Origin of the sequence: Peribacillus folii, assembly GCF_030271255.1 — a bacterium.
Lineage (GTDB): Bacteria > Bacillota > Bacilli > Bacillales > DSM-1321 > Peribacillus.
The window spans coordinates 422,042-440,888 of sequence record NZ_JASJOM010000003.1 but is presented as its reverse complement, the minus strand read 5'-3'; the positions used below and the strand labels follow the sequence as shown (position 1 = coordinate 440,888).

17 protein-coding genes are annotated in these 18,847 nt (G+C 40.5%); 5 read left to right on the top strand and 12 right to left on the bottom strand.

What is annotated here, in order from left to right; all coding sequences use genetic code 11:
* Positions 1 to 26 precede the first annotated feature (26 nt).
* On the bottom strand, positions 27 to 1,445 hold the full coding sequence (locus QNI08_RS07165; RefSeq protein ID WP_285766722.1) for a YfcC family protein: 1,419 nt from the start codon (positions 1,443 to 1,445) through the stop codon (positions 27 to 29).
* Positions 1,446 to 1,812: 367 nt separating this feature from the next.
* Between QNI08_RS07165 and QNI08_RS07160 the strand changes: the two genes are divergently transcribed.
* The gene (locus tag QNI08_RS07160; RefSeq protein WP_285766721.1) at positions 1,813 to 3,861 is read left to right on the top strand and encodes a sigma 54-interacting transcriptional regulator; all 2,049 of its coding nucleotides are present in this window, start codon (positions 1,813 to 1,815) and stop codon (positions 3,859 to 3,861) included.
* Between the two features lie 128 nt (positions 3,862 to 3,989).
* Here QNI08_RS07160 and QNI08_RS07155 read toward each other — a convergent pair whose 3' ends face one another.
* Positions 3,990 to 4,361 (bottom strand): PqqD family protein, encoded by a 372-nt coding sequence (locus QNI08_RS07155; protein WP_285766720.1) that lies wholly within the window; start codon positions 4,359 to 4,361, stop codon positions 3,990 to 3,992.
* Positions 4,351 to 6,243: an OPT family oligopeptide transporter gene (locus QNI08_RS07150; protein ID WP_285766719.1), complete on the bottom strand. Its 1,893-nt coding sequence runs from the start codon at positions 6,241 to 6,243 to the stop codon at positions 4,351 to 4,353. The genes QNI08_RS07155 and QNI08_RS07150 overlap by 11 nt, the downstream gene beginning before the upstream one ends.
* A gap of 340 nt (positions 6,244 to 6,583) precedes the next feature.
* On the opposite strand from QNI08_RS07150, the gene QNI08_RS07145 reads away from it, so the two are divergent.
* The 4 genes from QNI08_RS07145 (at position 6,584) to vanY (ending at position 10,469) form a co-directional block, all read left to right on the top strand.
* Positions 6,584 to 7,267 (top strand): cupin domain-containing protein, encoded by a 684-nt coding sequence (locus tag QNI08_RS07145; protein WP_285766718.1) that lies wholly within the window; start codon positions 6,584 to 6,586, stop codon positions 7,265 to 7,267.
* A gap of 419 nt (positions 7,268 to 7,686) precedes the next feature.
* A complete protein-coding gene (locus tag QNI08_RS07140; RefSeq protein WP_285766717.1) occupies positions 7,687 to 8,382 on the top strand; it encodes a response regulator transcription factor in 696 nt (231 codons plus the stop codon).
* Positions 8,375 to 9,472: a HAMP domain-containing sensor histidine kinase gene (locus QNI08_RS07135; protein WP_285766754.1), complete on the top strand. Its 1,098-nt coding sequence runs from the start codon at positions 8,375 to 8,377 to the stop codon at positions 9,470 to 9,472. Before QNI08_RS07140 ends, QNI08_RS07135 begins: the two co-directional genes overlap by 8 nt.
* A gap of 118 nt (positions 9,473 to 9,590) precedes the next feature.
* Positions 9,591 to 10,469: a VanY-A/VanY-F/VanY-M family D-Ala-D-Ala carboxypeptidase gene (gene vanY / locus QNI08_RS07130; RefSeq protein WP_352231199.1), complete on the top strand. Its 879-nt coding sequence runs from the start codon at positions 9,591 to 9,593 to the stop codon at positions 10,467 to 10,469.
* Positions 10,470 to 10,694: 225 nt separating this feature from the next.
* On the opposite strand, the gene QNI08_RS07125 is transcribed toward vanY, so the two are convergent.
* From QNI08_RS07125 to QNI08_RS07085, 9 genes are all read right to left on the bottom strand, one after another.
* Positions 10,695 to 11,465: a PD-(D/E)XK nuclease family protein gene (locus tag QNI08_RS07125; protein WP_285766716.1), complete on the bottom strand. Its 771-nt coding sequence runs from the start codon at positions 11,463 to 11,465 to the stop codon at positions 10,695 to 10,697.
* A 40-nt stretch (positions 11,466 to 11,505) separates the two neighbouring features.
* Positions 11,506 to 11,964, bottom strand: a complete 459-nt coding sequence (locus QNI08_RS07120; protein WP_285766715.1) for a flavodoxin — start codon at positions 11,962 to 11,964, stop codon at positions 11,506 to 11,508.
* Positions 11,965 to 12,083: 119 nt separating this feature from the next.
* Complete coding sequence (locus QNI08_RS07115; protein WP_285766714.1) at positions 12,084 to 12,482, bottom strand: hypothetical protein; 399 nt, start codon at positions 12,480 to 12,482, stop codon at positions 12,084 to 12,086.
* Positions 12,483 to 13,225: 743 nt separating this feature from the next.
* The gene (locus tag QNI08_RS07110) at positions 13,226 to 13,603 is read right to left on the bottom strand and encodes a hotdog family protein (protein ID WP_285766713.1); all 378 of its coding nucleotides are present in this window, start codon (positions 13,601 to 13,603) and stop codon (positions 13,226 to 13,228) included.
* Between the two features lie 136 nt (positions 13,604 to 13,739).
* Entirely contained in the window at positions 13,740 to 14,513 is a 774-nt protein-coding gene (locus tag QNI08_RS07105) for an AraC family transcriptional regulator (RefSeq protein WP_285766712.1), read from the bottom strand.
* Positions 14,514 to 14,538: 25 nt separating this feature from the next.
* Positions 14,539 to 15,114 (bottom strand): LysE family translocator, encoded by a 576-nt coding sequence (locus tag QNI08_RS07100; RefSeq protein WP_285766711.1) that lies wholly within the window; start codon positions 15,112 to 15,114, stop codon positions 14,539 to 14,541.
* 186 nt (positions 15,115 to 15,300) lie between these two features.
* Entirely contained in the window at positions 15,301 to 15,894 is a 594-nt protein-coding gene (locus tag QNI08_RS07095) for a trimeric intracellular cation channel family protein (protein WP_285766710.1), read from the bottom strand.
* 152 nt (positions 15,895 to 16,046) lie between these two features.
* Positions 16,047 to 17,234, bottom strand: coding sequence for an amidohydrolase (locus QNI08_RS07090; protein ID WP_285766752.1), 1,188 nt, complete (start codon positions 17,232 to 17,234; stop codon positions 16,047 to 16,049).
* A gap of 52 nt (positions 17,235 to 17,286) precedes the next feature.
* Positions 17,287 to 18,717, bottom strand: coding sequence for an MFS transporter (locus QNI08_RS07085; protein ID WP_285766709.1), 1,431 nt, complete (start codon positions 18,715 to 18,717; stop codon positions 17,287 to 17,289).
* Positions 18,718 to 18,847: the final 130 nt, after the last annotated feature.

Here is an 18,847-nt window from a genome sequence, read left to right as displayed (position 1 = left end):
TTTCTCTAAGCTGGTTCTAAAAACGATTAAAATGGGCCATAATTCATTAAATGGGCGATGATAACGGCGGCTAAACCAATGAGATATTGAATGAATACGAGCGGCAGCACCCACTTGGCCCATTTTGTCCATGGAATGCCTGCAATTGCGAGCCCTGCCATAAGCGTGCCTGCAGTCGGAAAAATAATATTCCCTATTCCATCAGCAAAAGAGAACGAAAGAACTGCCGTCTGCCGGGTTATATCGAGCAAGTCCGCAAGCGGAGTCATGATTGGCATCGTCAGCATGGCATGTCCGCTTCCCGAGGCAAGGATAAAATGGATGATAGCCTGGAAGTTATACATCCCAATTACACTCCAGAAGGCCGGGATGTGCTTTAACGTATCGGAAACGCCATGAAGCATCGGATCAATAATATGGCCTTCGTTTAACACAACAAGGGTCGCCCGGGAAACACCAATAATCAAGGCTCCGCCGATCAGTAAGGACGATCCGTCTACAAACGATTTCGCAATCTTATCCGCAGATAATCTGCCGATGATCCCGATGACAATCGTCAACACTATAAAAAGCGCTGCAATTTCAGTAATATACCATTGATATTTAATCACTCCGAATGCAAGGACCACATAATTCAGTAAAAAAGCACCAAGAATGAACTTGTGTTTTGTTTCAAGTTTCTCTTTAGACTTAAGAAGCACATCTGCTTCGTTTTTGCTGTACTTTCCATAAAATCCTCTTGAAGGGTCTTTTTTCACTTTCATTGCATGACGGTAGACGAAGGTAACCGAAACCGCATAAACGATGACGAAAAGCACTAGACGGTATGACATGCCTGAGAACATCGGCAATTCGGAGATGCCTTGAGCGATTCCGACTGTAAACGGATTCATAACGGCGGTCGTAAAGCCTGCCGAAGCCCCAAGAATGACAATGGCCGTTCCTGTTAGAACGTCAAAACCAAGTGCAAGCGCCAACGGAATCAGTAACGGGATATATGCCAGTGTTTCCTCGGCCATCCCCATAAGTGATCCGCCTATCGCAAAAAATAACATCATGATGGGAATTAGCAGTTTCTCCCGGGTGGCTAGTCTTTTGGCAAGCGTCGTAATCAATAGATTTATCGTCCCGGTGGCGGTCAATACACCAAAGAATCCCCCAATGATCAGAACAAAGAAGATAATATTGGCTGCTTCGACCATTCCAGTATGAAGTGCTTTTACCGCTCCAAACGGGCTTACCGGGATTTGTTCGACAGTTTTGTAAGTATCCGGGTCGATTTCGGTTCGTCCGTCAACCTCCACGCGTCCATAATCTCCTGCAGGCAACACATAAGTTAGGATTGTTGCAATGACCAAAACCCCCAGCAGCAATGCAAATACATTCATTTTACGTTCTTTTTTCCTATTTCCTTCTGGTTGATACGCTGTTTCGACTTGAGCCATCCATCTTCTCCCCTTTTGATCCATTCGTAAATAAATGTTATTTCCCTGGCTTCAACGGTTCTCCTTTTCTTTTTTTGAGAAGGTAACATTTGTAAAAATAATCATGCAAAATATATGCCAACTAATTAGGCGAATGCTGGATGGGAACTGAATGAGGTATTAAGTGGCACGGGACCGGGAGATGGAGATATACAGGAATAGGCTTGTCTATATACTTGGGGAAATTTGATAAACCAAGATATAAAAATAAGATAAATTAAGAAGAATCAATCCAAAAAACTAAAAAAATATGTTTAATGGTCCTAATTGGTTCTTTTTTCATGCTATAATAAAAACCAATTTAACCAAAGGAAGGTACAGACCCTTAATGAAACCATCGCTTATCCTTTTGACAGGCGGAATGAAGACAAGGCACACTTTACATCAGCAACTTCACCAGCTATTAGGCGATTATCTGCATATTGATAGCTATGCGGTAGATGACGGCCTTCCCGCTGAACTTGAAGCAGATGTAATCCTCTTCTCTTCCGAATCCCTTAAAGAAGAAATTGCTCATGTAAAATCTATGAATGCCGGTATGTTTATAACAGGACAACGTACCATCCACCATGAACATTTGGATAAACTTCTCACAATTCCGGCGGGAGCCAACGTCCTTGTTATCAATGATGAATACAATGTGACATTGGAGCTGATCAAATCTCTTTACCAACTTGGAATCAATCATGTTCGTTTTTTTGCTTACCAAAAAAACCATCCATATTATGATGGAATTGATGTGGCTGTATCACCAGGTGAAGTCGAACTTGCCCCTAGCTATTTACCGATGATTTTGGATATCGGCGTCAGGCTTTTGGATATGACCACCATTTTGAGGATTGTTGAATATTGCAGGTTGGAGGGAAATGTGGCCCTGCAAATTTCAGAAAGATACATCAGAAGCATTATTGAATTGCAGCAAAAATTGCTTTTATCCCAACAGGAGACAAAGAAAGTCTATCATCACATCCAAAACGTTGTTGATACGATCGATGATGGAATACTAGTCATCAATGAAATGAAAGATGTAACCGTATTCAATCAGAAGCTTGAAGCGCTATTTCAAATACAAGCGGATTTAATCATACAACGTCCGGTTAATATGGTAAGTCTCCCAAACGAAGTGGTTCAATTTATCCTGGATGGCGTGGAGGAAAGTCAATTTTTCAGCATTCATGGTGTCGAGGTTGTCGTGTACCGGCATTCAATGATTGAGGAGCAAGCTATCGTTGCTGTATTTAAAAGTGTCCACCAGGCCTCCGAAATCGAGAAAACGGCCCAGCGTAAATATCGCGAAAAAGGGTTTTACGCGAAGTACGGCTTTGATGATATAATCTGCGAAGATCCTAAAATGAAAGCACTGAAACAAATCGCAAAAAAGCTTGCATTAGCTGAACACCCCATCCTTATACAGGGTGAATCAGGAACGGGCAAGGAATTGTTTGCCCATGCCATTCATAAGCACTCCTTGAGAAAAAACGGGCCTTTTCTGCCCGTAAACTGCAGCGCCCTATCCGAAAGCCTGCTAGAAAGCGAATTATTCGGGTATGAAGACGGATCATTTACTGGAGGTCAGCGCGGAGGTAAAAAAGGGCTGTTTGAGCTTGCCGATAACGGCACCATCTTCTTGGATGAAATAGGAGATATCAGTTTATCGATGCAGTCCCGATTACTAAGGGTTATCCAGGAAAAGGAAATAAGAAGGATCGGCGGCTCGAAGATTATACCAATTAATATTCGCATCATTTCGGCAACGAATAAAAAAATTGAAGAACAAATGAAAGTACAAACGTTCAGAAATGATTTATTTTATCGCTTAAATGTTCTTAACCTTTCCATTCCGCCGCTTAGGCAGCGAAGGGAAGATATTCCCCTTTTAATCCAACATTACATAACAAAAAACGGAAATTGGATAAAGATGGAGCAATCCCTGATGGACTGGCTAAAACGGGCGGAGTGGAACGGCAATATTCGCGAGCTTAAAAATACACTCGATTATATGCTGACAGTGTGTAATGGAACGATATTAACCAAAGATGATTTGCCCCAGTACCAGACAGCGCAACTATTGGAAAATAATCAACCCCCGCCACAAAATCCCCTGGAGCAAGCTGAGCATCGAATGATTTTAAAAATCATTATGCAATGCCATGAAGCTGGAAAAGCTGCCAGCAGGGAATTCATATCAGCAAAATCGAAGGAACAGCATGCAAGTCTCTCCTTGTCTCCGCAACAGGTTAGAAGAAGACTTGAAGACCTGGAACAAAAAGGACTGATCATCAAACGTAAAGGGCGGAGCGGAACAAGAATAACGGAAACCGGTAAGGACTATTTAGACTCCTTACTTAGAGTGGAAAAAGCAGACTCAATATTTTGAGTCTGCTTCCATGACATTCCGCTCTCATAAAAAATACCCTTAAAGTACGAATGCATCATCTACGGTCAATTTTCGTATTTTTACATTGTCAGCCTTAAGGAGATAGTAACAAGCATGAAAAAAGCACTTCAGCTTTTTTCATTTTTTTCCTCATCCCAGACGATCCATTCATGCACCTCCAGGATTTCGAGGAATTTCATCAGCCTTGGCAAGGACGGTTCAGCTTCCTCACCAAAGTGTTCACTCATCGCTTCGGAAATCTGATTTACATTGCATTTGCTCTCCATTTTCTTTATGGCAAATGCACCAAATTTATCAAGCTTGATTTTACGTACAGAAGGCTGCTTTAAATAACGAATCGTCATTCGTTCCACAAAATTGGTTCGTTGGATGACTAAAAAAGTCGTGTCCGCAGATCCTTGCTCCAAGGTGACGCGTCTTTCCAAAAGAGGAACCATGGTTAACAGGTTCCTCTTTTTTGATTGACGTTTACGAAGCATCTTCTTTTTTCCCTTTGCTGGAAACGAACCAAAGCAATCCAGCCAATGCGAGGAATAGTAAGAAAGGAAGCAAATTGCTGGCCAATTTGGCTGCTGCTGGAACTTGAACGCCTGCTGCGATCAGGATCGCAATAAGCACCCCGATCAACGATTCACCTGCGATCAATCCGGAGGCAAACAATACCCCTCTATCGACGCGTGCTTTTAGCGCTTCTTTCGTTTTCGAGAAGAACTCCACGAAGAAGCGGATAAATCCGCCAATCATGATTGGCATACTAGTATGGACCGGTAAGTATATGCCGACTGCCACTACGAGTGAATTCAAACCGAAAAACTCCAATGTGATGGCAATGGCTGCACCGATGAAGATGAGGGTCCAAGGCAAGTCTCCTCCTAGAACTCCTTCAGCAAGGATTTTCATCAGCGCCGCTTTAGGAGCAGGCAGTTCTGCAGATCCCATTGTATAAGCGTTATCCATCAGCACCAGGATAAAGCCGATGACAGACGCGGACGCGACGACACCGATCATCATCGCTACTTGTTGTTTCCAAGGTGTTCCCCCCACGATGTACCCTGTTTTTAAATCCTGGGAAACATCACCTGAAACAGCAAGGGCTGTACAAATGATTGCAGCCACGGTCAAAGCTGCCACCATTCCAGTCGTTCCGGTAAAACCAGTAGCTTTATAGACGATTGCCACTATCAAAAGGGTGGCTATGGTCATTCCGGAAACAGGGGAAGAAGAACTTCCAACGATTCCAACAACCCTTGAAGCGACGGTCACGAATAAGAAGCCAAAAATTGCAATCGCGATCGCACCGATGATTCCTACATCCGTTATAGGCGTGAAAGCGATAATTAAAATAACAATGAATATTCCCAGCCAAACGTATTTTCCTGGAATGTCTTTTTCAGTCCGGATCGAACCAGCCTTAAGCTGCCCTTTATTTGCCTTTACACCTTTTAAGGTATCAAAAACCGAACTGAAAAGAATCGGTAAAGTTTTAATTAAAGTGATCAATCCGCCAGTCGCTACCGCACCAGCTCCAATATAGCGGATATAATTATCCCAAATTCCCCATGCATCCAATTCACCAATCGGTACCTCGGAAGGGAATATGGCTGTTCCATTGCTGCTGCCAAAGAAGCTGATTGCAGGGATCAGAACGACCCAGGCCAACAATCCCCCACCTAGCATTTGACCTGCAACACGCGGACCAATGATATAACCTACACCCAAAAGCGAAGGAAAAGCGTCCAGACCAACAACGGCATTTTTAAAATTCGTGATTCCTGTTTCAACTTCCGTTTTGAAAAGCTTAAACCCATCACCAAGACCTTTCACTACACCGCCGATGACTAAACCGGCACCGATCAGCTTGGCGCTAGTCCCGCCTTTTTCTCCTGACTTCAATACTTCGGCACATGCCGTACCTTCAGGATAAGGTAACGTTTCATGTTCCCTTACAATAAGGAGCTGACGCAGGGGAACCATCATGAAGACCCCTAAAAATCCACCAGTTAAAACAACGAAAATGATGAATGCTTGACTCACGTCTATATCCCACATGAATAATGCCGGGATGGTAAACACAGCACCGGCACCAATAGCCTCACCTGCCGTGGTCATCGTTTGCACAATATTGTTTTCTAATATTGAATCCCTGCGAAAAACCCCTCTTAAAATGGCCATTGAAATGACCGCCGCGGGTATTGATGCAGAGACAGTCAAACCAATAAGTAGGCCTAAGTACGCGTTAGCTGCCCCGAAGACGATTGCAAGTATAATCCCTAGAATTATTGCCGTTACAGTTAATTCCGGTAAAGATTTAGATGCAGAAACGTACGGGACGAATTTACTCTCTTTTGAATTGTTCGACAATTTAGCCACTTCCTATGTTAAACTTTAAAATCACAGCGAACATTATATCACTGTAATTTAATTACACGCAATGGGAAAAATTCTGCTTATTAAATTTCCGATTATACAAAACATTCGGATTAACTCTTACAGGTTGCAAAAAATCAAGCTAAACTTTCCCCTATTCTTTTTTAATGCCCTGCTGCCGCAATCACGTGTATACGAGCCATGTCTTCACTTTCGGATTGATTATGGATGGCAGCAAATACATTAACAAAAAAATGACCTAGGCATTTGCACATTAAAATAACCACTAACATATCCTGCAGAATCAAGTACTTAGAAAAGGAATGATGATTTCATGGTTTCTTATATGGACTATACATCCCCATCCACACAATTTTTCTTTGATGTTAATAATAGCAATCTCTTTAAAAAAGATAATCAAAACTATATCAATGTAGTAGGTATCAAACAATTGAACACACTTGAAAATATTTCATTGCTAGATATCTACCTGAGCTCAAACAATGTCGTGGAACCACATTATCACCAAAATGCCGCTGAACTGGTTTACTGCATTTCCGGTGCCGCAACCGTTTCATTGCTAAATCCTTTCACGAAACAAATCCAGAATTATCCCCTTAAGCCAGGTCAAGTGGCCAACGTCCCACAAGGCTGGTGGCACTATGAAGTCGCAGCATCTGATAATACTCACCTGCTGGCCATTTTCGATGCACCAACCCCCGAAGTTGTACTTGGTTCAGATATCCTCAAATTGACGCCAGCAAATATCATGGCGCACACGTATTGCATGGATGAAAACCAATGGAAAAAAGCAGTTGCCCCCGTACAGCCAGCGACATTCATCGGTCCTACATCCAACTGCCACCGCGGTTCTGAAGAAGAAAAACAACCTGAGCAGCAAGCACAGCTTCCGCATCAGCATTATCCGCAATATATCAATCAATATGATAACCAAGTGTACCCTGCTCCGGCATATAACTATCAAATACCAGCAAATCCCCAATATTATTATTATTGAAAAACTAATAGCGATGGATTCCCACTATTCCATCGCTTTATTATTGCATCTCTCTTTTTGTAGGATTATGTTTGAATAATCAACGACGTTTTCCCACCATTTTTTGGTCCGGAATTTGTGTCTTTCCACATTACAAATCAAAATAAAGGCAAATATACGGCCTTCCTTTTCTATCTTTATTACTGACTTCTTCTGTCCCTCCATCCGTATCATTTCTCTAGGCGTAATGGAAGGTTGCTTATGCAGCTGATTATTAATAGTATTGGAATGGAGATAAAACGGGCAGATCCTTGAAGTAGATAAAGATATAATGGAAAAGAATAAGGAAGAAAGATCATGCTGGAAAGATCTTGCTAATGAGATCCGCAGCGATGAGCGTTGAATCAATTTGATTGGAATTTCTATAGGAGTGGAAAAGAATGAAACGTATATCAATTTTAATAGCGGATGACGAAAAGGAAATCGCAGATCTTATTTCCATCCTTTTGGAAAAAGAGGGGTACCATGTAATGAAAGTGTCGAATGGACAAGAAGCCCTGGAGGTGACCGAGACACAAACGATCGATTTGCTCATTTTGGATATAATGATGCCGAAAATGGATGGTTATGAAGTGATTCGTCACATTCGCGAACGGCATAATATGCCTGTCATTTTTTTGAGCGCGAAAACCTCCGACTTCGATAAGGTACATGGACTTGTGATCGGAGCGGACGATTATATGACCAAACCATTCATCCCCATGGAATTGGTTGCTCGTGTAAATGCTCAGCTGCGACGCTTCACGAAGCTTAATCACCCCATAACAAATGAGAAAATGACCTTGGAATTTGGCGGGCTCATTATTGCTCCTGAACAGCGCACCGTTACTTTATATGGTGATAACATCGAACTAACCCCAAAAGAGTTTGATATCTTGCATTTATTGGCCAGTCACCCAAAGAAGGTGTATAGTGTCGAAAATATTTTCCAGCACGTCTGGGATGAAGCTTATTTTGAAAGTGGAAATACTGTTATGGTACATATTCGCACATTGCGAAAAAAGCTCGAAAAAGATGCACGGAAGAATGTATGGATTAAAACCGTCTGGGGTGTCGGGTATGCATTCAATGGCTAGGGCTGTGCGAGGCTTTCGTTCGAAGATGGTGCTATTGTTCGGTTTAAGCATGCTTATGGCTGGAATCATCACTTATTCAATCTTTAAGGGACTTCAAATCTATTATCATAACTATGTCCAGTTTGGGGACAGACTGACTTTTTATCGTCAAATGATGAATGAAATTGGTGACATTAACTTCTTTTTGCTACTATTCATCCCGCTTTCGATATTGTTTTTTTATGTACTGACCAAGCCCTATTCGGCCTATTTCAAGAGGATTTCAACAGGAATCCACCATCTAGCCCGGGGAGACTTCTCATATGAGGTACATATCAAATCAAATGATGAATTCAGGGAAATTGCCCAAGATATCAATTTGGCAAGCGAGAAGTTGAAAGAAGCTATCGAGAGAGGCGATTTTTCGGAAAGCAGCAAGGATCAGTTAATTGTCAATTTGGCACACGATTTGCGTACGCCACTTACGTCTGTTTTAGGTTATATCGATTTAATTCTTAAAGATGAAAAATTGACTAAGGAGCAGGTCACACATTTCCTAACGATTGCATTTACCAAATCTCAGCGTTTGGAACGGCTTATCGATGAATTATTCGAAATCACAAAAATGAACTATGGCATGCTGCCAGTGTATAAAAAGCAAATTAATGCAGCTGACTTGCTCAATCAATTAATCGAGGAATTATATCCTGTTTTTGAAAAAAACCAAATAATCACGCGAATGAATATTCCTCCCCAATTACCCATTGTTGCTGATGGAGCCCTCTTGGCCCGTGTTTTTGAAAACCTTTTAACCAATGCAAATCGTTATGGAAGAGATGGTCAGTTTGTAGACATTAACGGCTTTATGCATTCCGGAGAATTGGTTGTCCAAGTCGTGAATTATGGTGATCCCATTCCTCAACATGAACTGCCGCATCTTTTTGATATGTTCTATACCGGTGACAAAGCTCGAACTCATCAAGGAGACAGCACAGGGCTCGGCCTGTTCATTGCCAAAAATATCGTGGAGCAGCATAACGGGACAATCCATGCCGAAAGTAGTTTTAGGCATACCGTTTTTGAAGTTCGATTACCCCAAGAAATTGGATAAAATGATGAAGCTTAAATTCCCAAAGAATGATTTAAGAAAAATTTAAGAATTACCCCACTCTTTTTTTAAAAAGTTTGTCCTATCTTATAAGAAGATAAGATCAAGGAGGAAGCTTACATTGAAAAAGTTGGGGTATTTATTGTTTTTTGGATTGAGTATCGGTTTTGGTTTCATTTATATAGCACCGGCTTTTCAAGAGAAAGTGAAGATTCAAACATATGATCAATATGAAAAAGTTAAATTAGCCGATATAGGCATTCCTAAAAACATTCAGCGGAAAGAGATTTCCAAAGAACAGGTATACCAAGGAAATCTGCTCTTGGTCAACAGTGACTTCCCTGTTCATCCAGAGAGTGAAAAGTCGGATATCGTAAATTTATTTGCAAACAAGGAATTGACAGAGGGCTACGGATTGCTTGATGGCAATATTGAGTTATCAAGGGATGTCGCACTTGCATTTTCGAAGATGATAACGGCTGCCAAAAAAGAAGGGGTTCATCATTTCTTGATAAATAGTGGATACCGGGGTATGAATAAGCAACGTGAACTTTACCGGGAAATGGGACCCGACTATGCCTTGCCTGCCGGCTATAGTGAACACAATTTGGGTTTATCCCTTGATGTAGGTTCTTCACAGATGAAAATGAGTGAAGCGGCGGAAGGAAAATGGATAGAAAGAAATGCTTGGAAATACGGCTTTATTTTACGCTATCCAAAGGATAAAATTGATGTTACAGGCATTCAATATGAACCTTGGCATATCCGATTTGTAGGTTTGCCACACAGCGCGATCATGCATAAAAAAAATTTCGTCTTGGAGGAATATTTAGAATTCCTCAAAAAAGAAAAGTCCGCTTCTGCAAATGTTAACGGGGTGCAATATACGATTTCTTATTACCTTGTTTCTGAGCGCATGACAATTAAAGTACCACAAAATAACCATTACGAGATTTCGGGCAACAATATCGATGGAGTAATAGTAACCGGGTATGAATGATCAGCAATTTTGAGAAAGAACCGATAAGCGCCTTTTCCATGTTCTTAGTTGAGGGTTAGAGGATATCAGGTGATGTTTTACGTAATATAAACCATAAGGCGGATTATCCCGTTATGGAATGATCCGCCTTTAAAAATTATGTAATTACCCGTTTTCAAGTCATTTTTCTCTTCCTTCATCAGCTGGTGCCCATATAATACTAACATGGACGCAACCGCGAACATATCATTGCATTATAATACTTTCATGATTCATATGAATGCCTTCAAAGCACCTTTTTTGATAAGAACAACTATTGCAAACCGTTGCGCAATCCGTTTTTATGTAATTTTTAGGTTCTTTCAAAAGATTTTTAATGATGTTAAGGTACTTCAAGCCGTTGGAAACGTCTTTCTCGGTTGGAATGTGCGTTTTCAGGTTACCGTCCATAAGCGAGATGATTTCGATTCGATCCGGTAATTGACCAAATGCCATTTGACAAAATACTGAAATCAAATGAATAAATAAAACGTTCATATCTTCCGTAGTATCGACCAAATATTTCTTGATGATGAATGAGTTGCTTGACCATTCTGCCACTTCAAGAGTTAAAGAAAGGTCGGTCCCAAGCTCATCAATATTCATGTTGAGCTTTTCATATAAAAACAGAGGAGGATATTCATTTTTACCAGCGGTTAGAAATTGACTTAAATGTTCCGTGATATTGGCAAGGGTCATATAATACTGAATCTTTGACTCGAACTGTCGTACATCAATGACTCTCCAATACTCGTCTATGAGCTCCTTTACTTTTTCGTTCGTCTGGCTCTCAGGAGGAAGCTTATAATACCGACTTACAACTTGATTGATCACAAATTGAATCATTTTTCGCCAATTTTGGTGGGCAGCGCTTTTTCCTTCAATGTGATGAAAGTAAAATTGATAAGGACATCTTATGAAATCTTGTAAATGGTAATCAGTCAATGTGGCAATCGAAACCCGATATTCCTTCCCCATCAATCACCTTCACTCCTCTTTGCTCATATGCTGTCTTGTTTTACATGGAAGAAACAACACTTTTCTTAATGAACTCCCTACCAAACTCCTGGCAATTTTCGATATCCTCATCTTCTGGGGTCAACTCGACTTTTAACCCTTCCATGACGATATCAGCACCCCGTTCCTTTAATTTTTCACTCAAAATATCTACAGCTGCACAATAGTGTGTATAGTAAGTATCACCGGATCCAAACACGGCAGCTTTCTTTCCGGTTAAATCCACATCATCCATTTCATCATAAAAATCTAAAAAATCATCCGGCAGATCTCCATCTCCCCACGTGTATGCACCTAATATGATACCATCATATTCTGCAAGCATGGTTGCTTCTGGACTATCCATTATATCTATCATTTCTATATCCACATCGTTCTCCTTGATTCCTGCTGCAATGGCGTCCGCCATTTCTTCTGTATTACCGCTCATACTGGCAAAAATCAAAATGATTTTAGACATGCTATTTTCCCCTTCCAACAATCCCTTATTATGTGTCCGCTTATCCTTTCATTCGTAGCTTCAGGAGAAAAAACGGCATCACAGCCTACACTTCAGCTTAGCAAGTGCGGCCTGTTTTCTTAATAAGCATGCACATCTTCCGTGTTCATTTTATTCTTTATTTCCTGTACGTTGCTCAATTGATCAGCAAATGAAAGAAATGACTCCCGATCATGTGCATCGAGGGCTTCGTTGATTTTAAAGCTCAAATGGTTTAATTTTAGATCCAAATCTAATATGGAGCAGATGCTGCCATTGGAATACAGCTCCTCAATGTCTGCCACTTGCATAAAAAACTGATACTCTTCGTTGACCACAATCAAAAAGTGCCATCCTAGACAATCGACATATTTCCGCTCATCGGTAATCGTCCATACATCCCCTGGAAAGAAGTCGATCATATGTAGATGCTTTTGCCCCGGACAGCAACAGCTTACTTGATGTTGAAATGGCTCTAAAATTACATGATTTTTATCCATTGGTTTAATCCCCCGCATATATTTATTTTTTTCTACAATTGCCGTTCTTTTTCTGTTTAGGTTATTTTCATAATTTATCTATCTTGATTCATTTCTGTTTATCACATGTCTCCCCTTCAGTTTTTCAAAGTTCTTTTTACTAACAGCCAAAAGAATTTGTCAGAGGAATAAATGAAAATGATTATCAATTTCATTTATCATTTTATATGATAATGATTATCATTGTCAATCTTGTTTTGGCAACTTTTCTTATATTGGTATGCATTTTGCATTTTGTTCAAAAAAGAATTCCCTCCAGCAGGGAGAGCGAATATCGCAAAGGGTGTGTAGGATGATTAATTAATGAAGGAATATGTAAGAAACTCTTCAATGATTCATGATAGAATTCCTTAGCTAAATATGTTAATGAAAAGCTGAAGAATGGCAAAAAGCACCTATCCGATATGATAGATGCTTTTGGATAAGATATTAAGGAGCAAATGGACGAGTAAGCATGTCAAATCGCGAGTTAACAGGCCTGTTCATAAGGATTAGTACAAAATTCGCGCATAGTCGCTCAAATTATAAGTTTATCTTTAAAAAATCGCTTCAGGTTATACGGAAGAAATTGGCCTAGTCTTTAAAACAAGTACATGAACATATAAATGAAATTTATATTGTATACAGCTGCCCAAGGCTTGTATATGTACGATTAGCGGCATTCAACAATTTCACTGAAGCACACATGAGGTATATGGGAGGTTTTAAAGAATTATTCCTTTGAAATTGCCTTTTAGTACTTCTTTTTCATTCTGGTTTTTACATAGGAAGGATGCATGGATAGCACTCCTATCATTTTCTTGCTTTTCGAATTCCTCGATTTTAACTACACAATTGATTGTATCCCCTGTAAATACAGGTCTCAAAAATTCAAAGTTCATGGTTCGGGCCAATACGTTATGCTCCCCGCCAATTTTTGTTGGCAGCGTTGCCGTTAATAACCCTTGTACGACAAGTCTTCCTTGTTCGTCCGGGGAGATATGGTGAATCCCTTCATCACCCGAAATAGCTGTAAATAATTCAACATCCCTTAGCGTAAAAGTCCGCGCAAACATAATGATATCTCCTGCTTTTAATGGCATGGTGATTACTCCCTCCCTGAAAGTTCCAACATACGGGATTTGCCGATCCAGATGGGTTGTCTTCTCACTGCTTTGTTTCATCCAGCAAGGTTGGCATGCATTTTCGGAATTCCAAATAGCTGCTTGATGCTTCTTTTCAATTCATAGATGACATATATTCATAGGCGGTTGTTCCGTATACGCTTTTAAAGTGTCTGTTTAAGTGGGTTAAATCAACAAAACCACACTCGGCTACTGCTGAATAAATATCTCGTTTTTTTTCTAATAGCTGCTTTGCATGCTCTAACCTGCAGTTGAGGAAGTATTGATACGGTGTGATTCCAGTATGGGCCTTGAATAATCTAATGAACTGAAACTTAGATAAATCTAGCTCTTTACACAACTGATCAAGTTTAAGCACGCTTTGTAAGTTGGAGTGAAGCATATCTTTTGCTGTTTTAATTAGCTTATGGTCTTTCTTATACGTTTTAAGATCCGTTTCGATTAGGCTATCGGTAAGGGCTATAAGTAATTCATTGCACAATGTCTCATCTTTTTCATTTAATATGGCATGGGAAAGCCGTAATATTCCTTGTTTAAGCTTATCATCATACACATTGGGTTTGGAAAAGAGGATGATATCCTTTTTCTCCATAACCTCCAGAAGCATTTGTGGATCGATATACAGCATCACATAGTCAAGACCTGTCTCATCATGGGCCATTCCGTCATGTGCCTGTTCCGGATTAAAGAACATGATGCCATTTTCGTAGGACAAGTGTAAATGACCATCCAGGTTATAGTGCTGAATCCCGCGCAAGGTGACTCCTATGGCATATTCTTGATGGGCGTGCTTTTTATACGTAAAATCAGTGATGCTTGCTGACAAGGCCGTTATGCCTGCCGATTTTTTATAGATGAACTTTTCCATATATCTCACCTCTTAAGCAGCCTGCCTATATCCAGATCATGATTGCAGCGTAAACTAAAAATAAAGCCATCAATATATTTACGATCCTTTTATACTTCTGTAAAAACCCCTTGAAAACAGCTCCGAAAAGCACCCACGCCATGAATGCGAGGAACCCAATTATCGTGATCGCGACGACGCTTATTGTAACTGGAGCCATTGAGACATAATAGGGCATAATATAGGTGGGAATTACGGTCATTGTAAATAGCAGTACCTTTGGGTTTAAAAACTGTGTAAAAAATCCAGACATGAAACTTCCTATTTGGTTTACATTCGGTTTGGTTGTATCCATATTATATACTTGATAAGCAAGATACAACATATAAAAACTACCGATTATCTGCATGACAAACAAAACCTTTGGTAACACCGCTACAAGAAAGGTGTTCAATATAGCAGAAATGGCGAGCAAGATACCAAAAGCAATCGTCGCTCCATACGTATATTCCATCGCCTTTTTAGTGCCGGAGTTATGCACGGTGGTCAATATGACGATATTGGTCGGTCCTGGTGTAAACGTAACGATAAAACAGTAAAAGATAAAAGATGTCATATTCATGAGGTATGCTCCTTTCAAGCTATCCTCATCCATTGTATCTTCTAACTGTCAAAGCCTATAGTACGTTATTGCGGAAAAAAGAAATCGAGGGGATAAAATCCGAGTACATGGTATAAACCCGTTTTTAAGAAAGAAATTTTATAGAGGTTCATATATTCAAGCGTTGTATTTTTGAATAGTTGATTATCATTCTTTGTGGGGCAGATTCCATTTAAGGTGGACTGATATCATTCTAAAAACAACGATTAAGATTAAAAGAAATGAGGTTGCATATGGCCCGCGTATTACATCCAAACCAATTGTAAAACCTGCAAATGCAGCCCACAAGGCATATATCTCCGAGTGAAAGATCATTGGTTTTCGCCCTGCAAATACATCTCGTATCATCCCGCCACCTGCTCCTGTCATGACAGCTGCTACAATAACGGCTATCAATGGAGCCTGAATCGAAACGGCATAGTTTGCACCCTGAATGGCGAATGCCGCTAAACCGATGGCATCGAAAAATATCACCCACTTTTTCAAATGGCCAATCCAGTTATCCGGCAAGAAAAATGCGATGGTAATGCCTAAAAAGGCAATTCCAAACAAAAAGCCTTGCGACCAAATAAGATCAATGGGTATTTCAATTAATAGATTGCGAACAAGGCCGCCCCCGAAGGCTGTCGTAAACCCTAAAACGTACCCTCCTAATAAATCATAATTCACTTCCCTGGCAATGAAGGCACCGCTTATTGCAAAAGCTATCGTACCTATGATATTAAGAATGTCCCATGTCAATGTTACTCCCCCTCTCCCCATGCCATCTCGCTCGCAAAAACCACAGTGAATGCCGTGGAATCAAATGAGGATAAACTTTATTAACAGTGAAAGGGGCCGAACTATCCGTTTCAACCCCCTACTTCTTGCTTCATTCATTTTGCCGAGTGCTCCTAATCCAACTCATAATAACCGCAAACGACATATCCTACTGCTTTGGCTGCCACCAGAAGGGCATCTTCATCAATATCAAATTTAGGATGATGATTAAAATAAGGTTTCGTAACTCCTTTAGGCGTACAACCTATGTAAAAGAAGCAGGATGGGAATTTTTCCGCATAATAAGCAAAGTCTTCAGAAGGTGGAAGCGCGGGAAATTCCTTCACTTCTTTAATATCTTTATCATTTGCAGAGTTAAGTAACTTAGCAACCTTATCCGTAATTGCGGGATCATTATATAGAGGCGGATAATCATTCGTATACGTCAGCTCACATGTTACACCGAATTCTTCTTCCAGTCCCTTTACAAGACGCTTCACTTCTTTTTCAATGGTTGCTTTAGTTTCTACAGTCATATAACGGATATCGCCTTCAAGTTCTACGCTGTCTTTAATGACATTGAATGTCCCTTTTCCATCAAAAGAGCCGATCGTAATCACACCGATATCAAAAGGACTCAATCGGCGGCTAATGATCGTTTGGGCAGCTGTCACGAAATGAGCACCAGCGACAATGGCATCATTTGCTAGATGTGGAGACGACCCATGTCCGCCTCTGCCTTGCACGTTCAATTTCATATAAGCTCTTCCGTTAAAAGAATATCCCGAGTGATAACCAACGACTCCTGCTGCATCCATTGGCAGCAGATGAATTCCAAATATATTATCGAGATCATCAATCATGCCCGATTCTACGATACTCTTTGCACCGCCTGGAGGGACTTCTTCTGCATGTTGATGAATGATTTTTATCGTACCTGGAATTTCCGCTTTTAATTGGATGAGGCAATCCGCCAAAATTAACATATAGGCAGTATGTCCATCATGGCCGCACGCATGCATAACACCCTCATTTTTTGATTTAAAGGGTACATCCGTTTCCTCGACAATCGGAAGTGCATCAAAATCGGCTCGGAGCCCGATGTTTTTTCCTGGCTTCCCCCCTTTAATCGTGACGATTATTCCATACCCATTCCCTACATTTGATTGAACATCCACTTCTTTTCCTTTATAAAAATCAATAATATATTGAGCTGTCTTTTCTTCTTTAAAAGAAAGCTCTGGGTTTTCATGCAGGTGTCTACGGATTTCAATCATTTCATCCTTACGGGATTCCAGCATTTCCATTAATGTATTTCTCATTCTCATTTCATCTTCCCTTCATTCGTTTTCGAAACGCCACTAATGTGGCAAATCATTCTGTAATTGGCTGCCGTTTGGGGACATCTGGGGATTTGATAGAGGCATTAGATGTTTTACCGGTATCTTTAGGCACCATAAAGATAATAGATAGTATGGAAAGTATCCCGAATATTACGTTTACGATAATACCGAGCGATGCCGCTGTTTCAAGATTCCCATTCGCTGATATTGCTCCATAAACAATTGCAGAAATCGCTACACCGAATGCACTGCCAAGTGAGCTTGCCATTTTATAAACTCCAGCCGCTTCACCAATTTTACCCACCGGTGCATTTGATACAGAGGTATCTGTCGATGGGGTTGCATATAATCCAAGTCCAAGTCCAAATAGTGCAAAACCAATGAAAACCATGATTGTATAAGTAAGATCTGGTAAGAAGGTTAAACCCATCATGGCCACCCCGATAGTCGTGATCAAGGCACCCCAAATCATTGGTGACTTGGCTCCTACCTTTTGTAATATTTTCTCTCCGACACGAATCATCGCAAGGACGGCCACTAAATAACCAAGTGACAACATACCTGATTGGAAGGAATTGAATCCACGACCTACTTGAACATACGTATTGGCTACAACTAGTGTACCAGCAATTGCATTCAGCAAGAAATTGGAAATAGCAGCACCAGTATAAGGCTTATTGCTAAATACGGCAAAATCAATCAATACGATATCTTTACCCTTTTCGATTTTAATGAAAACAATCAGACCTATGATTGTGACAACCAGTAATCCAATGGTAAGCGGACTTGTCCATCCTAAATCTGCACCGTAATTAATAAATACGTTTAAAGAAATCATAGTAATGATGAAGATAACCAAACCAGTGTAATCGAATGTAAAAGAATCTGAAGATTCCTGTTTGCTTTCTGGCGTGTCTTTCAGTAAAAACATACCAATAAGGGCAAAGAAGATAGAAAAAATGAAAATCCATCTCCAACCTAAATATGCCGCAATTGCACCGCCGGCGAAAGAGGCAACCCCGGATTCGCCCCAGGAACCGATTGACCAAAAGCTAAGGGCGCGCTGACGAGCCTTCCCTTCGAAATAAGCTTTCATTAATGCAATGGTTGAGGGCATAATACATGCAGCTGAGAGCCCTTGAATGATACGTCCTATAATAAGCAATAAGGATCCTTGAGTTAAAACGAGGCAAAGTGAACCCACTATACTTAAAATGAACCCTATGATGGCAATTTTTTTACGGCCAATTTTATCGGCAAGCCCGCCAGCAGCAACGATGAACAGTCCTGAGAACAAAGCCGTTAAACTAATGGCAATGTTCACCGTTCCAAGTGAAATACTCAAATCCTTTTGAACAGCGGGAACCACATTGACCATTGCTTGTGCAAATAACCAGAATGTAATAACCCCAAACACGATACCTGTAATCATTTTATCTGTACCTTTATAACTTGATTCCATAACTAGAACCTCCTGGATTTCAATAGCCCATATCGTTTACTATTATTGCCATCTTCTTGTTGAAGAATTTACGGTTATACAAGCTAATAATTTCCAGTTACAAGCAGATGACATCTTTGAATCGAAGATT

What these genes read in the sequence shown, in the direction of transcription:
- QNI08_RS07165 (WP_285766722.1), bottom strand. Translation starts at nt 1,445, where the DNA reads ATGGCTCAAGTCGAAACAGCGTATCAACCAGAAGGAAATAGGAAAAAA.
- QNI08_RS07160 (WP_285766721.1), top strand. Translation starts at nt 1,813, where the DNA reads ATGAAACCATCGCTTATCCTTTTGACAGGCGGAATGAAGACAAGGCAC.
- QNI08_RS07155 (WP_285766720.1), bottom strand. Translation starts at nt 4,361, where the DNA reads ATGCTTCGTAAACGTCAATCAAAAAAGAGGAACCTGTTAACCATGGTT.
- QNI08_RS07145 (WP_285766718.1), top strand. Translation starts at nt 6,584, where the DNA reads ATGGTTTCTTATATGGACTATACATCCCCATCCACACAATTTTTCTTT.
- QNI08_RS07140 (WP_285766717.1), top strand. Translation starts at nt 7,687, where the DNA reads ATGAAACGTATATCAATTTTAATAGCGGATGACGAAAAGGAAATCGCA.
- QNI08_RS07135 (WP_285766754.1), top strand. Translation starts at nt 8,375, where the DNA reads ATGGCTAGGGCTGTGCGAGGCTTTCGTTCGAAGATGGTGCTATTGTTC.
- QNI08_RS07125 (WP_285766716.1), bottom strand. Translation starts at nt 11,465, where the DNA reads ATGGGGAAGGAATATCGGGTTTCGATTGCCACATTGACTGATTACCAT.
- QNI08_RS07120 (WP_285766715.1), bottom strand. Translation starts at nt 11,964, where the DNA reads ATGTCTAAAATCATTTTGATTTTTGCCAGTATGAGCGGTAATACAGAA.
- QNI08_RS07115 (WP_285766714.1), bottom strand. Translation starts at nt 12,482, where the DNA reads ATGGATAAAAATCATGTAATTTTAGAGCCATTTCAACATCAAGTAAGC.
- QNI08_RS07110 (WP_285766713.1), bottom strand. Translation starts at nt 13,603, where the DNA reads ATGCCATTAAAAGCAGGAGATATCATTATGTTTGCGCGGACTTTTACG.
- QNI08_RS07105 (WP_285766712.1), bottom strand. Translation starts at nt 14,513, where the DNA reads ATGGAAAAGTTCATCTATAAAAAATCGGCAGGCATAACGGCCTTGTCA.
- QNI08_RS07100 (WP_285766711.1), bottom strand. Translation starts at nt 15,114, where the DNA reads ATGAATATGACATCTTTTATCTTTTACTGTTTTATCGTTACGTTTACA.
- QNI08_RS07090 (WP_285766752.1), bottom strand. Translation starts at nt 17,234, where the DNA reads ATGAGAAATACATTAATGGAAATGCTGGAATCCCGTAAGGATGAAATG.
- QNI08_RS07085 (WP_285766709.1), bottom strand. Translation starts at nt 18,717, where the DNA reads ATGGAATCAAGTTATAAAGGTACAGATAAAATGATTACAGGTATCGTG.